Here is a 14,218-nt window from a genome sequence, read left to right as displayed (position 1 = left end):
GATATACCCTTTTTTTGCTATCTTTGATAGCTTTGGAGAAGTTAATCGAATAACTTCTCTCTTCTCTGAAAGGAGGTGATCCAACCGCAGGTTCTCCTACGGTTACCTTGTTACGACTTCACCCCAGTCGCTGAATCCACTGTGGAGGGTAGCTATCTTAGCATCCCCGCTTCGAATGAGTTCAACTCCCATGGTGTGACGGGCGGTGAGTACAAGACCCGGGAACGTATTCACCGTAGCATTGCTGATCTACGATTACTAGCGATTCCAACTTCAAGTAGTCGAGTTGCAGACTACTATCCGAACTGGGAGATATTTTTGAGATTTGCTCCACGTCACCGTATCGCTGCTCTTTGTATACCCCATTGTAGCACGTGTGTAGCCCTGGACGTAAGGGCCATGATGACTTGACGTCGTCCTCACCTTCCTCCTGGTTACCCAGGCAGTCTGTTTAGAGTTCTCAGCCGAACTGTTAGCAACTAAACACGAGGGTTGCGCTCGTTGCGGGACTTAACCCAACATCTCACGACACGAGCTGACGACAGCCGTGCAGCACCTGTATATAAGCTTCTGCAAGCAGACACCTTCTAATCTCTTAAAAGTTCTTACTATGTCAAGTCCAGGTAAGGTTCTTCGCGTATCGTCGAATTAAACCACATGCTCCACCGCTTGTGCGGGTCCCCGTCTATTCCTTTGAGTTTTAATCTTGCGACCGTACTCCCCAGGCGGTACACTTAATGTGTTTACTGCATTACTGCAAGGTCTAGCCTCACAACAACTAGTGTACATCGTTTAGGGCGTGGACTACCAGGGTATCTAATCCTGTTTGCTCCCCACGCTTTCGCGTCTCAGCGTCAATAATGTTCCAGTAGATCGCCTTCGCAATCGGTATTCCTTCTGATCTCTACGGATTTTACCCCTACACCAGAAATTCCATCTACCTCTCCCATATTCTAGGTGAACAGTTTTCAAAGCAGTTCTATAGTTGAGCTATAGGATTTCACTTCAAACTTATTCACCCGCCTACACGCTCTTTACGCCCAGTGATTCCGAGTAACGCTTGCGCCCTCCGTATTACCGCGGCTGCTGGCACGGAGTTAGCCGGCGCTTATTCATATAGTACCGTCATTATCTTCCTATATAAAAGGAGTTTACGCACCGAAATGTGTCATCCTCCACGCGGCGTTGCTGCATCAGGGTTTCCCCCATTGTGCAATATTCCCCACTGCTGCCTCCCGTAGGAGTCTGGACCGTGTCTCAGTTCCAGTGTGACTGATCATCCTCTCAAACCAGTTAGGCGTCATTGTCTTGGTGAGCCATTACCTCACCAACTAACTGATACCGTACAGGCCGATCCTAGAGCTATAAATATTTCCCTTGCAGACTTCTGTCTTAAAGGCATATAGAGTCTTAGCAGTCGTTTCCAACTGTTATCCTCTTCTCTAGGGCACATTACCTATATATTACTCACCCGTGCGCCACTTAGCTGACAAACTAGCAAGCTAGTTCCGTTCTCGTTCGACTTGCATGTGTTAAGCACGCCGCCAGCGTTCACTCTGAGCCAGGATCAAACTCTCCATAATTGAAAAATCTGAAACTGACAATTTTTATTAATTGTTACATTAACAAAACTATCACTCAAAATGTTTTTATAATCTTTTGATTGTAAAAAACTTAAATAGACAAGAATTGTTCTTCTTGTTTTTATATCGTTTATTCTATATTCGGTTTATAAAAATTACTTCTTATTAACCTTCGTTTTTAAAGATCTTAATCTCTTTAGAACTTTGTGTCGTTCCTCTGAAATTGGACGGGAATTATAGACAAATTTCTTCCCTTTGTCAAGAAGTTTTCCTAAATATTAACTTAAATTGCTCAATTTGTAATCCTTTTGTCTTTTTTTCTGCTTTTTACTATGCTTTTATTGGGTTTTTACTTCTCTTTTTCAACTTTTTTTATTTTTTAATATATTTTATTAATTTTCTATTTACTTTTTTATCATAATATATAACTAATTTAATATTAATGTAAATATTAAAGATGTAATTAAACAGTAAGATACTAAAATTACACAAAAAAATATAAAGGATAGAAACATGTATAATAGAGATTATCTTTCTAATGAAACATCTCAATATACACAGGAGTCATCAAAAGCTGAATTAATGAGTTTCCTTAAGGCAACTTATCAGTTATTTGCTGGATCATTATTAGCAGCAACTGCTGGAGCATATATTGGTTTAGAAATAGTTGGTATACTAGCTGGACCTGTTAAGTGGGTATTATTTGCTGTTGAATTAGCATTAATATTCTTTGTAATACCAAGAGTTAAGCATACACCAGGTGTTAACTTAGCTGTATTGTTCTTATTTACATTTATTACAGGTTTAACAATTGCTCCATTACTTGCAGCAATTTTTGCAATGCCTAGTGGTGCTTCTATTGTAGGTCAAGCTTTTTTAATGACTTCTGTAGCATTTGGTGGTATTTCAATGTTTGCAATGACTACTAAAAGAGATTTTTCTTCTATGGGGAAATTTTTATTCATTGCTTTAATTATTATGATTGTAGGAGGTATTTCAAATATCTTTATTCAATCATCTATGTTCCAACTAGTGATTGCTAGTGCTGGTGCTTTATTATTCTCTGCATTCATTTTATATGATACACAGAATATTATCAAAGGTCATTATGATTCACCTATTGAAGCAGCACTATCTTTATATTTAGATTTCTTTAATCTATTTATATCACTATTACAAATTCTTGGAATTATGAATAGCAGTGATGATTAATAACTAACTCCTTTTGGAGTTAGTTTCATCATCATTTATACTATACTAATATAATATGAACTCAAACAAATTAAGACTAATTGATGCAAACTTAAATAGACTACGTGAAGGTATTCGTGTAGTTGAAGATATCTTTAGATATGTTTATAATGATAAAGATACTGCTATTAAACTAAAAAATCTAAGACACTTGGCTAGAACTAATAACTATAATGAACTACTTCAAACACGAGATGTAGCAAACGATGTATTAAGAAGTTCAATTAAAAGTGAACAAAATAGAGATGATTTAAATTCTATTATGATTGCTAACTTTAAAAGGGCACAAGAAAGCTCTAGGGTACTAGAAGAGTTTACCAAACTTACATCTATTGAAGATAGTGAGAACTTTAAATATATCAGATATGAACTTTATAATTTAGAGACTGTTTTAAATAATATTAATTAAGTCTAGTTATAATATAATATATAACTTTATTAATAATGAGGAAGTTATGTATAGGAAAACTGTTAAATTAAGATCTGAAAATATGGAAATAGACTATAGTAATATTTTAAAAAATACTTATTTATTAATGTCTTTATCTCTATTAATTGCAGCTATTGGTGTTTATATTGGTGTTGAATTTATTAAGCATTTTAGTGTAGGTGATAAAATTTTAATACTTGGAATCGAATTTGGACTATTACTTGGAATTTTATTAGCTAAAAATATACCCATTTTTAATATTATTCTTTTATACTCATTTACTTTCACTACAGGTTTATCTTTTGCAGCCATGTTAACAAATCCCTTTCTTCAAATGGGTGCAGATATAATTATTTTTATTCAATTCTTTTTTATTTCATCACTTACATTTATAGCTATTTCATTTTATGCGATAGTTACAGAAAAAGATTTTAATTTTTTAGGTGCTATTCTTACTTCTACATTTTCGATAGTTTTAATAGCGTTTATATCAAATATGTTTATTGGGTCAACAACGTTAGCACTTATAATTGCAGTATGTTTTTCAATATTATTTTGTGCAGCAATTCTTTATGATACACAAGCTATAATAAAGAAAGAAATTGACTCACCAGTTGAAGCTTGTTTAATCTTATATATAAACTTTATTGGTTTATTAAGTAGTCTTAGATTTTTACATTTAGTGTTAAATAAAGATATTAACTAACATAATATAGCTTTAACAAAGATAACTTCAAACTCTAAATAATCTAAGTTATAATCTTTGTAAAGTTTTTTTGCTGTTTTAAAATCCATAGCAGAATTTCCTCCACTAACCCCCGATTTTTTTATATAATCAAATAAATCTTTTTTATTATCAAACTCTAATTTGTACATTATAGTTTCAAATTCACATTTAAAATATTTAGAAAAAGCCTCTTTTATTGAATTTTCATCTAATATAGGTGACTTTGTATTTGATACTTCTTGTATTGTTTTAAATGTATTTGAAGTAAATAATACTGCATTTATTTCATTTGTTATAAAAGATAAATGTTTAACAATTTTTGATAAATCTTTTGACCATTGTAATGCAGATGAAGATAAAACTACATCATATTTATCATCTTTTATCTCTTCTAAAAACTCTTTTGTATCAAAGTCATAGCATTTAACTTGAATATTTTTAGCTTTTGGATGAAGTTTACACATAGATTCTGAAAAGTCAATAGCTTTATAGTAGTCTATATCCCAAGATATTTGTGAAAAAACTTGCCCTGAACCACAACCTAATTCTAATATTTTTTTAGGTTTTGTTTTAAGTTCTCGAACTAGTGATTTTGCACATATTTGCTGTATAATATTATGAGATTGATACTCTTTTGCGTATTTAGAAAATTCATTTTTAACTGACATAAATATCATTTTAACTTTTTATTAATAAGTTTTAGATAAAATATACACCATTTTTCAAAAAGGAAATAGATTATGACATCTACACTGCTAATAGTTCAGTTTGTTTTAGCAATTTTATTAACAATAGTAATCTTACTTCAAAAAAGTTCAAGCATTGGACTTGGAGCTTATAGCGGAAGTAACGAATCATTATTTGGAGCAAAAGGTCCTGGAAACTTTTTAACAAAGGCTACAATGGCTTTAGGACTTGTATTTGTAATCAATACAATTGCTTTAGGATATTTATATAATGAGCAAAGAAATGAGAGTGCAATTGACACAGTTAAAACTGATTCATTAATCCCTCAAACACCAATTCAAAAGACTGAACAAGCTGCTCCAGCAGCACCAGGTTCTGCACCAGTAGTTCCTACAAATAAATAAATATAAAGAATAATAGACTTATGAAGTATCTATTACTTCTTTGTATTTCATATTATTACTTAAGTGCAAATGCACACGTGTTTGTTTATCATAGATTTGGTGATGATAGACATCAAAGTACAAACACAACTCTTAAAGAATTAGAAAAAGAGTTTAAGTATTTTAAAGATCATGGGTATAAAGTTGTACCTATGATAGAAATAGTTAATAAACTTAAAAACAATAAAGAAGTGCCTGATAATTGGGTTGCTTTTAATATTGATGATTCTTATAAAAGCTTTTATAATAACGGGCTTCCACTATTTAAAAAATATAATTACCCTTTTACTTTATTTGTTTATGTTGAAGCAACAGAAAAGAATTATGGTGACTTTATGTCATGGGAACAAATAAAAGAAGCTTCAAAGTATGGTGAAATTGCTTTGCATTCTTATTCTCACAAACATCTTACAAAGTTAAGTACTGAAGAGATTTATGAAGATACAAAATTATCTTACAAAATATTTAAAGAAAAGATGGGCTTTAAACCTAAGGGTTATGTATATCCTTATGGAGAATATAACCAAAGAGTAAAAGATGTAATTAAACAGTTTGATTTTGAATATATTGCTAATCAAAGTTCTGGAAGTGTCAATAAAAAAAGTGATAGATATGATATCAATAGAGTTGCACTAGTTGGTAAAGTAAATTTAAAAGAAAAATTAAAATACAAAACTTTGGAAGCTTCTTGGATTGAACCTAAAACTACACCTAAAGATGGTGTTTTAAGACAAATTAAAGTTAAAGTAAACCCAAATATAAAAAACATGAAATTATATGTTTCTGGATATGGATGGCAGGATATAAAAGTAAAAGATGGTATAATAGACCTCATTTTAAATAAGAAGCTAAAGTTCTCTCGTAATAGAGTAGCTATTAGCCCTGACTACTATACAATTTCAAGTAAATTATTAATTAAATAAAGGAGATTAAATGTTAGAAGAGATTTATGCTGAAACAACTGAGCATATGGAAAAGTCAATTGAGGCTTTAAAAAGAGATTACAAAACATTAAGAACAGGAAAAGTGAATACTGCTATTTTAGATGGTATTTCAATTGATTATTATGGTACACCTACTCCATTAAATCAAGTTGGTTCAGTAACTGCAACAGATGCTACTACAATTGTAATTAACCCATGGGAAAAAAATCTTTTAACTGATGTTGAAAAAGCAATTCAAAATGCTAATATTGGTGTAAACCCAAATAATGATGGTGATGTAATCAAATTATTCTTCCCTCCTATGACTGTTGAGCAAAGACAAGAAACAGCTAAACAAGCTAAAGGTATGACTGATAATGCAAAAGTTGCTATTAGAAATATTAGAAAAAACTCAAATGACAAAGTAAAAGTATTACATAAAGATAAAGAAATTACTGATGATGAGAGTAAAAAAGCACAAGATGAAATTCAAAAAATTACTGATTCTTTCGTGGTTAAAGCTGATGAAACTTTAAAAGCAAAAGAACAAGAAATTTTAACGGTATAATTTAATGAATGTAGAACAAATTTATAAGGATTCAGAAGCTCTACTTGAAGGGCATTTCAAATTAAGTAGTGGAAACTATTCTAAATTTTATTTACAATCTGCAAAAGTTTTAGAAAATCCTAAAACTGCTAAATTACTTGCTGAAGCTTTAGCTGAACAAATTAAAGCTGCTGGTATTAAAGTTGATGCAGTATGTTCACCAGCGCTTGGTGGATTAATTGCAGGGTTTGCATTAGCAACTGCTTTAGATGTAAGATTTATTTTTGCAGAAAGAGTTGATGGTGAAATGACTATTAGAAGAGGTTTTGAAGTTGCTGAGGGTGAAAACTATATCATTTGTGAAGATATTATCACAACTGGTGGTTCTGCTCTTGAAGCTGCTAAACAAGTAGAAAATGCAGGTGGAAATATTATAGCTTATGCAGCACTTGCTAATAGAGGGTTTTGTAGTAGAGAAGGAAGTGATTTACAAAGACAAGAAAATTGTAAACTTCCTTTAGATAAACCACTTTTTGCACTTGATGATTTTACATTTAAAATGTACACTCCTGATGAGTGTGATTTTAAAGATATTGCTTATAAACCAGGTAGTAGAGGTAACTAATGGCTAAATGGAGAGATGTAAAAAAGAATAAAGAGAGAAATCACTTTAATAAAAAACAAGAAGAAGTAAAATCTATCTCTTCTTGTGCATCTCTTAGCTTAAGATTTAAAGCTTTTTTGACAGATGCATTTCTAATTACTACACCAATAACTTATATTATAATGTATTTAGTTTTAGGTGGAGGAGATGAATTCGCAAACAATAGAGCCCTTGGATGGGGATTAATCTTAGGTATAACTTCTATTATTATTACATTTTTCTGGTATGTAAAATTTCAAACTCCTGGGATGAAAGCTTATAGTGTTAAAATAGTAAATGAAAATCTACAAAGAATATCATTTTCTCAAGCTATTATAAGATATATAGCAACGCTTATAGCTATGATTTCTTTCTTTTTAATGTTTATACCTTTTTTCAATAAAGAGAAAAAAACTTTTCAAGATTTAATATCTAAGACTATAATTATTGACGAATAAATTTATTTTTTTTAAACTTTCTGCATTTTATTTTTTTTATTTTGCAGCTGTTGGTGTTTATATAATTTTTTTACCTAAAGTTTTATATGATAGTGGCTATAACTCTTTTGAAATAGGTATTATTTTTGCACTTGCTCCTCTTATGAGATTTGTCACTCCATTTTTATTTTTAAAGCATATTAAACTTAATCAAAATGTTTTCAAAACAGCTTTATTTATGTCTGTAATAAGCTCTTTACTCTTTTATATAACAATTAATAGTTTTTATCTTTTTATGATAAATAATGCTATTCTAGGGGTATGTTTATCTTTAATTCTACCTTTTTTAGAAGTTTCTGCCATAAAGCATTTAGGTAAAGAAAAATATGGCAAATCTAGACTATTTGGCTCTATTGGTTTTATGATTATATCACTTGTTTTAGCAAAATTTTTGAGTGAACCTAAAATTGCTCTACACTATTATTTAGCAACAAATATATTAACAGTGATTTTTGCTTTATTACTTATGAGAAATGATGTTGAACATAAAGCACAAGAAAACAGTGAAAAATTCTCTTTTTTAAAATATTGGCCTTTTTGGCTTAGCTTATTTTTTATGCAAATGAGTTTTGGAGGTTTTTATAACTTTTTCACAATTTATGAAACACAACATGGGATAAGTTTAGAAATGACTTCTTATCTTTGGTCATTTGGTGTAATTTGTGAAATACTAATGCTTTATTTCCAAGCACCGCTTTTAAAGAATAATCTTCTATCAATTATAAAATTTTGTGTAGCAATTACCATTACTAGATGGTTAATGCTTTATTCTTATCCTGATTCACTTACAATTACATTTATAAGTCAAAGTATTCATGCTTTTTCTTTTGGTTTATATCATAGTGCCGTAATAATATATCTTTATTCTTTATATGAAGATAAAAAACTTGCACAGCAGTTTATGTATGGGGTTGCTTATGGACTAGGAGGATTTATTGGTGCGATAATTGCAGGTTGGGTTTATGGAGATTCATTATTTATTTATAGTGCTATTTTTGCTTTTGTTTCTTTTATTAGTCTTTATTTAGTAAAAAGAAATACTTAAGTATTATTTTTTAATTCGCTCTCTTTAAAACTTATCACATCTTTTAGATCTTCGATATATTTATTTTTTTCTGTTATTCGTTTTTCTAATTCTAAGACTACTTTCTTTTTTATTTCAACTTCTTTTTTTAGTTCTTTGTTTTCTTCAAGTAATTTATCATTTTCACTTTTTAAATTTATCGCAAGTTTTGAAGCTTTTTTTACTTTTTCATTTGCAGTATTTGTAATATATGTATTCTTTTCTTTTAATGTTTTAAATTCATCTTCATAGTAGTTTAATTGTTTATTTTGAGAATCACATTTTTGTTTCAATTCTAAAATATCTCTATTTAATGAACCTAAATCTATATTTGCATAAGTATTAAGTTGTTCTTCTAAGAGTTTTATTTTTTTCTGACTACTTATATGTTGTTTTTTAGTTTCTTGAATATTTTGAAGTACTCTTTTTTTAAATTCTCTTTTTTCAAGTTCATCATTTGTTGTCAGGAATCTTATCCCAACATATTCAATAATTTCATCTCCTATATCATCAAATATAGGTATAATTGTTGCATTTACATAGTAAGCTGTTCCATCTTTTGCTTTGTTTTTAACTTTTCCTTGCCAAGTATCTCCGTTTTTTATTGTTTTCCAAAGTTCTTCAAATGCTGCTCTTGGCATATCTGGATGTCTTACAATATTATGTGGTTTACCATATAATTCTTCTCTTGTATATTGTGCCATTTCACAAAATATATCATTAGCAAATATAATTTTTCCCTTTGTATCTGTTTTTGATACAATAGCTACATTATCAATAGCATTTAAGTACTTCTCTAATTCTTTTTTTTGCTTTATTATTGTGTCTTGCTGATGAAAAGAGTGAGTTGTTTTATAGACTTTATCTAATAATATTCTAATATCTGTAGGCTTTAAAATATATGCTGTTGCGTTATGAGTTATGGCATTAAGTAAGTATTTTTCATCTGTATAAGCAGTTGTAAAAATAAAAGGTATTTCTTCACTTCTGATTCTTATTTCTTTTAGTAAATCAATACCATCTAAAATAGGCATATTAATATCACTAATTATGGCATCAACTCTTTGATTTTTACTTATTAACTCATCATATAAAGTAAGTGCCTCTTGTCCATTTCTACAAATATGTAATTCTTTAAATAGTTTCTCAATTGAATTAGCAGTTTGTTCTCTAACTATATCATCATCTTCAACATATATTACTGTTAAAAGTTTAAGAAAATCTATTTTATCCATATTTAATCCTTTCTGAACATATAAGCATAACATAAATTAGCACCATAAAAGTATTATTTTATTTTAATTTATCTAATTTTTATTAATTTCTTATAGGTATAACTATTTCAAAACATGCACCAGTATATGTTTTTTGATTATATTCAAATTGAACATTATAACACTGAATTGTTCCATTCATGTGATTTACAATAATCTCCCTACTCATATAAAGTCCTATTCCTGTGCCTTTTGATTGATGTTTAGTAGTAAAATAAGGTTCAAAAACTCTATCAATTATTTTTTCATTGATCCCTCCACCATTATCAATTATTTTGATATTTGCCATTGAATCTTTTTCTTCAACCTTTATCCATATAACTTTATTATTTAATTTACTTTGTTCTAAAATATCTCTTGAGTTATTGAATATATTTAAAAAAACTTGAATTAATTCATTTTCTATACCTAAAATATTTATTCTTTCTATATCTTTTTTTATATTTATTTCTCTATTTTTTAGTTTTGAACTAATAAGTTTTAAACTTTTATCAAAAGATTTTTGAATATTAAAAATAGATTTAGGTTTATCTGTTCTTAAAAAATCTCTAAAGTCTTCTATTGTTTGAGATAAATATTGTGAAGCATCATTTATTTTTCCTAGTTCAATAATTTCATCTTCTTCTTTACTAACTCCTAACTCTTTTTTTAATTTAATTCCCGTTGAAATTGTTGAAATTATAGAAAGTGGTTGTCTCCACTGATGGGCTATGTTTTCAATCATTTCACCCATAGCAGCCATTTTTGATTGCTGATGAAGCATTTGTTCTTGCTCTTTTAATTTTTCTTCTTGTCTTTTTTGGTTGGTAATATCTGAAAAAATTCCTATATAGTTTTTTACTTTATTTTCTTCATCATATACTACACTTATAGTAATATACTCATTATAAAGCTCACCATTTTTCTTTTTATTTACTAGATTACCTTCCCAAAAACCAAACTCATTTATATCTTTCCACATAAGTTTATAAAACTCTGCATCATGAAGCCCTGATTGTAAAACTGCAGGAGTTAACATAAATATATCATCTAAAGAATAACCTGTAGATTTTTCAAAAGCACTATTTACATTTATAATATTTGTTTCTTCATCAGTAACAATAATACCATCATGAGCATTTTGGAAAACAGTATAAGCCTGCTTTAATTGCTCCTCTTTTTGCTTTTTCTCTGTGATATCTAAACTTAATGCTACTAACTCTAAACTTCCATTATTATGTAGAGGAACTAATGAAAACTCTATAATTCTTTGTTCATTATTTTTATTATTTATTTTCAATTCTCTTTGAGGAATATGTTTTAAAAGATTTTCATTTAATATCAAGTTTTTTATATAATCTTTTTCTTCTTTTTCCCAACAAGACAATTCCCAAAACTTCTTTTTCAAAGTTTGATTCTCATCTTCTTTTAAGTAACTCAAACATTTATTATTTACCTGAACTATACTTCCATCATTTTTCATTATTGCACCAAGAAAAATTGTTTGTGCAAATAAGATTTGAAACTTTTTTTGTTCTTGTATTTGCTTTTGTTGAAATTTACGCTCTCTTTCATTTTCTAACTGATACTTATAAATTAAAGCTATAACTAAAATTGCACTTACTATTACTAAAGAAACTATTAAAATAGAAATATTAGAGGTTTTATCTTCCCAATCTTTTAAAGTCTCTTCTAAATTTATTCTAATAGCTATATTTAAAGGAAAAACTTCTGCTAGTTTATATGAGGTAATGTATTGTTTTTCTCCTAATTTTTCGATTCCCCAAGATTGAGATTTATCTAAAGAAATATTATAAAGTTTACTTTTTTTAATAAGTTTTCCAGGTAAAGTATCAGCTCTTGATGAAAAAAGTAAAAAACCATCAATTCTAAATAAATCTATATGAGCAAAAGAACTATCAAGATTATCTATATATCTATTAATAAAATATTCACTATTTATATTAACTAGCACATAAAACCTTTTTCCTTGTATTTCAAAATACTTAATCAAGGGAATAAAAGATAAATCAGTCTTACTAGTTTTTTCCTCATCTAATTGTGTAACATTTAAACCATCAATTAAATCTCTGCCAATCCAAGGAATTCCAAATCTTAATACAGACTGATTAAATAAAGGCTTTGGATAAAAATCATTTAGTTCAATATGTAAACCATCATTCATCTTATTTGAACTATAAATCACATTTTGATTTGTATCTAAAATATTAATTGATCTAATAAAAGGATTATTAAATAAAATCTTGTTTGATTTTAAATGTAAAGAATTAAAATCTTCTTCTTTATTAATTACAGATATCAAATTTGATATTAAAAGATTAATATTATTATAAGACTGTGTTACTTGATCAGATAAAGTATTTGCATGTAGTTTAGCAATTTCTAAGTGTGTTTTTATTGCCTCTTCTTTTAAAAAAGACAAAGATGAAATTATAGTAGTAAGTACTGTTATTATTAAAACTATTGAAAGTATTAATGTTTTACCTAAAGATGAAAGATTTTTCATTTATTACTTCAAATTAACAATGGGTGCTAATCCATTTTGTTTAGCTAAATTTAAAAGTCTTCCATCTTTTCTAATATCTGAAATAAACTTTTCAACTCTTTTATAAAATAAATCATTTCCATAAGCTAAAGCCCAAGCATAAGGTGTTTTATGATAAGTAGTTTTAGGAATAATCAATTTAGCCCATGAAGTCTTAGCAAGCATTCTTTTTCCAAAAGGATAATCAGTCATAAAAACATCAGCCCTTCCTGCTCTTACTGCTTCTTCTCTTGCTTTAAAACTATTCAATACAAGTAGCTTTGCTTTTTTAAGTTTTTTCTTCATTACTGGCTCATGATAAGTCCCTTTTGCTACGGCCACAACTATACCTTCTGTATCAATATCATCCCAAGTTTTAACTCTTTTATTATTTTTTGTAGTAATTGCATAAATATCACTTGATAAATGTGGTGTTGTAAATCTAATTTGTTCTCTTCTTTCTTTTGTATTACCTATAGCAAACATAGCAATATCACATTTATCACTTTTAATATCTTTTATTAAAGTAGCAAAAGAACTTGGAATATATTTTAAAGTCACATTTAGATCTTTTGCTAATTCTTTTGCTAAATCACTATCAATTCCTACAAGTTTTTGTGTTCTTATATCTAAATATGAAATACCATAATATTCTGGCCAAATACATACTTTTATTTCATTACTTTTTTTTATGGATTCTAATTTATTAGCATTTAAGCTTGATAAGAAAAAACAAACTATAATTAAATACATAACTTTTTTTAATTTCATAGTAAACCTTTTTATAAACTTACATTAAATATACATATAGTATTACCAAATATATGTAAATAGCACTTTAAATAAAAAATAAATATTTATATTTTACAATACACTAATATTTAATTACTTATCTCCATGATCAATAGTTTAATATTTTTTTTCTCTTGAATCTCTACTAACTTTAAACCTTCAATTGTTGTTTCCATAAAATTAGAAATTGATGAAATATTATTTTTGGCTAAATGTTTTAATAAAACACCTCTATAATGCTTTGCCCAATGGCTTACAACCTTGCCATCTTTTATAAATTTAAATGTTAGAACATTTGCATTTTTTACTTTATAAAATTTTTCATAATGTCCTGCTCTTAAATCAATAACTTCTTCACCTATATATTCATCTAAAGCCTTAGTAAAATTCTCTAAATAAAACTTTTCTACTACAATATCAGGTAGTTTTGCACCTTGTTTATACTTATAGTCAGGAATTAAATCATCTGCTTTAATTGGTCCAAAAAGATTTGAAAATAAAATTACATTTTCGTCTATATATTTTTGAGATTTTTTATCTAAGCTTTCATACTCTATTGCATCAAAAGCAACACCATTATATCTTTGAATTGCCTTCATCGTTGGTTTATCTTTTAAAGTTTGTTTATATCTTTTCACTTCATCTAAATTTTTTAATCCAAACCATTTTGACAACTCTTCAATACTAGAAGAATCTAATAATTTTTCGTATTTATTAAAAATCTCATCTCTTTTATCAAAAAGTTCTTCTAAAAAGAAGTTTTCTTTACAATAAGACTTTTGTGTTCCACCACTATTTTTCGTTTCTGCTGGTGCTAATAAAATTTTCATTTTT

General features: G+C 28.3%; 14 protein-coding genes and 1 rRNA gene. 9 read left to right on the top strand and 6 right to left on the bottom strand.

Features of this window, described 5'->3' with window-relative positions; all coding sequences use genetic code 11:
* Positions 1-68 precede the first annotated feature (68 nt).
* Positions 69-1,583: ribosomal RNA gene (locus tag ACH5BH_RS07510) — 16S ribosomal RNA — on the bottom strand.
* Between the two features lie 513 nt (positions 1,584-2,096).
* On the opposite strand from ACH5BH_RS07510, the gene ACH5BH_RS07505 reads away from it, so the two are divergent.
* The 3 genes from ACH5BH_RS07505 to ACH5BH_RS07495 are packed head-to-tail and all read left to right on the top strand — an operon-like array spanning position 2,097 to position 3,970.
* Positions 2,097-2,795 (top strand): Bax inhibitor-1/YccA family protein, encoded by a 699-nt coding sequence (locus ACH5BH_RS07505; RefSeq protein WP_404305268.1) that lies wholly within the window; start codon positions 2,097-2,099, stop codon positions 2,793-2,795.
* Between the two features lie 55 nt (positions 2,796-2,850).
* Positions 2,851-3,243 (top strand): thiamine-phosphate pyrophosphorylase, encoded by a 393-nt coding sequence (locus ACH5BH_RS07500; RefSeq protein WP_404305266.1) that lies wholly within the window; start codon positions 2,851-2,853, stop codon positions 3,241-3,243.
* Positions 3,244-3,289: 46 nt separating this feature from the next.
* Complete coding sequence (locus tag ACH5BH_RS07495; RefSeq protein ID WP_423297942.1) at positions 3,290-3,970, top strand: Bax inhibitor-1/YccA family protein; 681 nt, start codon at positions 3,290-3,292, stop codon at positions 3,968-3,970.
* Here ACH5BH_RS07495 and ACH5BH_RS07490 read toward each other — a convergent pair.
* On the bottom strand, positions 3,967-4,659 hold the full coding sequence (locus tag ACH5BH_RS07490; RefSeq protein ID WP_423297941.1) for a methyltransferase: 693 nt from the start codon (positions 4,657-4,659) through the stop codon (positions 3,967-3,969). The genes ACH5BH_RS07495 and ACH5BH_RS07490 overlap by 4 nt on opposite strands.
* 72 nt (positions 4,660-4,731) lie before the next feature.
* Between ACH5BH_RS07490 and secG the strand changes: the two genes are divergently transcribed.
* The 6 genes from secG to ACH5BH_RS07460 are packed head-to-tail and all read left to right on the top strand — an operon-like array spanning position 4,732 to position 8,776.
* Positions 4,732-5,082 carry a preprotein translocase subunit SecG gene (gene secG, locus ACH5BH_RS07485; RefSeq protein ID WP_423297940.1) on the top strand — a complete coding sequence of 117 codons (351 nt, stop codon included), beginning with the start codon at positions 4,732-4,734 and terminating at the stop codon, positions 5,080-5,082.
* 20 nt (positions 5,083-5,102) lie between these two features.
* Positions 5,103-6,044 carry a polysaccharide deacetylase family protein gene (locus ACH5BH_RS07480; protein WP_423297939.1) on the top strand — a complete coding sequence of 314 codons (942 nt, stop codon included), beginning with the start codon at positions 5,103-5,105 and terminating at the stop codon, positions 6,042-6,044.
* 10 nt (positions 6,045-6,054) lie between these two features.
* Positions 6,055-6,612: a ribosome recycling factor gene (frr, locus tag ACH5BH_RS07475; RefSeq protein ID WP_404305256.1), complete on the top strand. Its 558-nt coding sequence runs from the start codon at positions 6,055-6,057 to the stop codon at positions 6,610-6,612.
* Positions 6,613-6,616: 4 nt separating this feature from the next.
* Positions 6,617-7,216 carry an orotate phosphoribosyltransferase gene (gene pyrE, locus ACH5BH_RS07470; protein ID WP_404305254.1) on the top strand — a complete coding sequence of 200 codons (600 nt, stop codon included), beginning with the start codon at positions 6,617-6,619 and terminating at the stop codon, positions 7,214-7,216.
* Positions 7,216-7,692: an RDD family protein gene (locus ACH5BH_RS07465; protein WP_404305252.1), complete on the top strand. Its 477-nt coding sequence runs from the start codon at positions 7,216-7,218 to the stop codon at positions 7,690-7,692. Before pyrE ends, ACH5BH_RS07465 begins: the two co-directional genes overlap by 1 nt.
* Positions 7,682-8,776, top strand: a complete 1,095-nt coding sequence (locus ACH5BH_RS07460) for an MFS transporter (protein WP_423297938.1) — start codon at positions 7,682-7,684, stop codon at positions 8,774-8,776. The genes ACH5BH_RS07465 and ACH5BH_RS07460 overlap by 11 nt, the downstream gene beginning before the upstream one ends.
* Here ACH5BH_RS07460 and ACH5BH_RS07455 read toward each other — a convergent pair.
* The 4 genes from ACH5BH_RS07455 to ACH5BH_RS07440 form a co-directional block, all read right to left on the bottom strand.
* Positions 8,773-10,029 carry a response regulator gene (locus tag ACH5BH_RS07455; RefSeq protein WP_404305248.1) on the bottom strand — a complete coding sequence of 419 codons (1,257 nt, stop codon included), beginning with the start codon at positions 10,027-10,029 and terminating at the stop codon, positions 8,773-8,775. The genes ACH5BH_RS07460 and ACH5BH_RS07455 overlap by 4 nt on opposite strands.
* An 82-nt stretch (positions 10,030-10,111) precedes the next feature.
* The gene (locus ACH5BH_RS07450) at positions 10,112-12,574 is read right to left on the bottom strand and encodes a PAS domain S-box protein (RefSeq protein WP_423297937.1); all 2,463 of its coding nucleotides are present in this window, start codon (positions 12,572-12,574) and stop codon (positions 10,112-10,114) included.
* Positions 12,575-12,577: 3 nt separating this feature from the next.
* Positions 12,578-13,363 (bottom strand): substrate-binding periplasmic protein, encoded by a 786-nt coding sequence (locus tag ACH5BH_RS07445; RefSeq protein WP_423297936.1) that lies wholly within the window; start codon positions 13,361-13,363, stop codon positions 12,578-12,580.
* Between the two features lie 110 nt (positions 13,364-13,473).
* Positions 13,474-14,214 carry a YaaA family protein gene (locus tag ACH5BH_RS07440; RefSeq protein ID WP_423297935.1) on the bottom strand — a complete coding sequence of 247 codons (741 nt, stop codon included), beginning with the start codon at positions 14,212-14,214 and terminating at the stop codon, positions 13,474-13,476.
* Positions 14,215-14,218 lie beyond the last annotated feature (4 nt).

The sequence above is a fragment of the Arcobacter rhizosphaerae genome, from assembly GCF_049472155.1.
Classification (GTDB): Bacteria; Campylobacterota; Campylobacteria; order Campylobacterales; family Arcobacteraceae; genus Arcobacter_B.
This window is presented reverse-complemented; position numbering and strand designations above follow the sequence as displayed.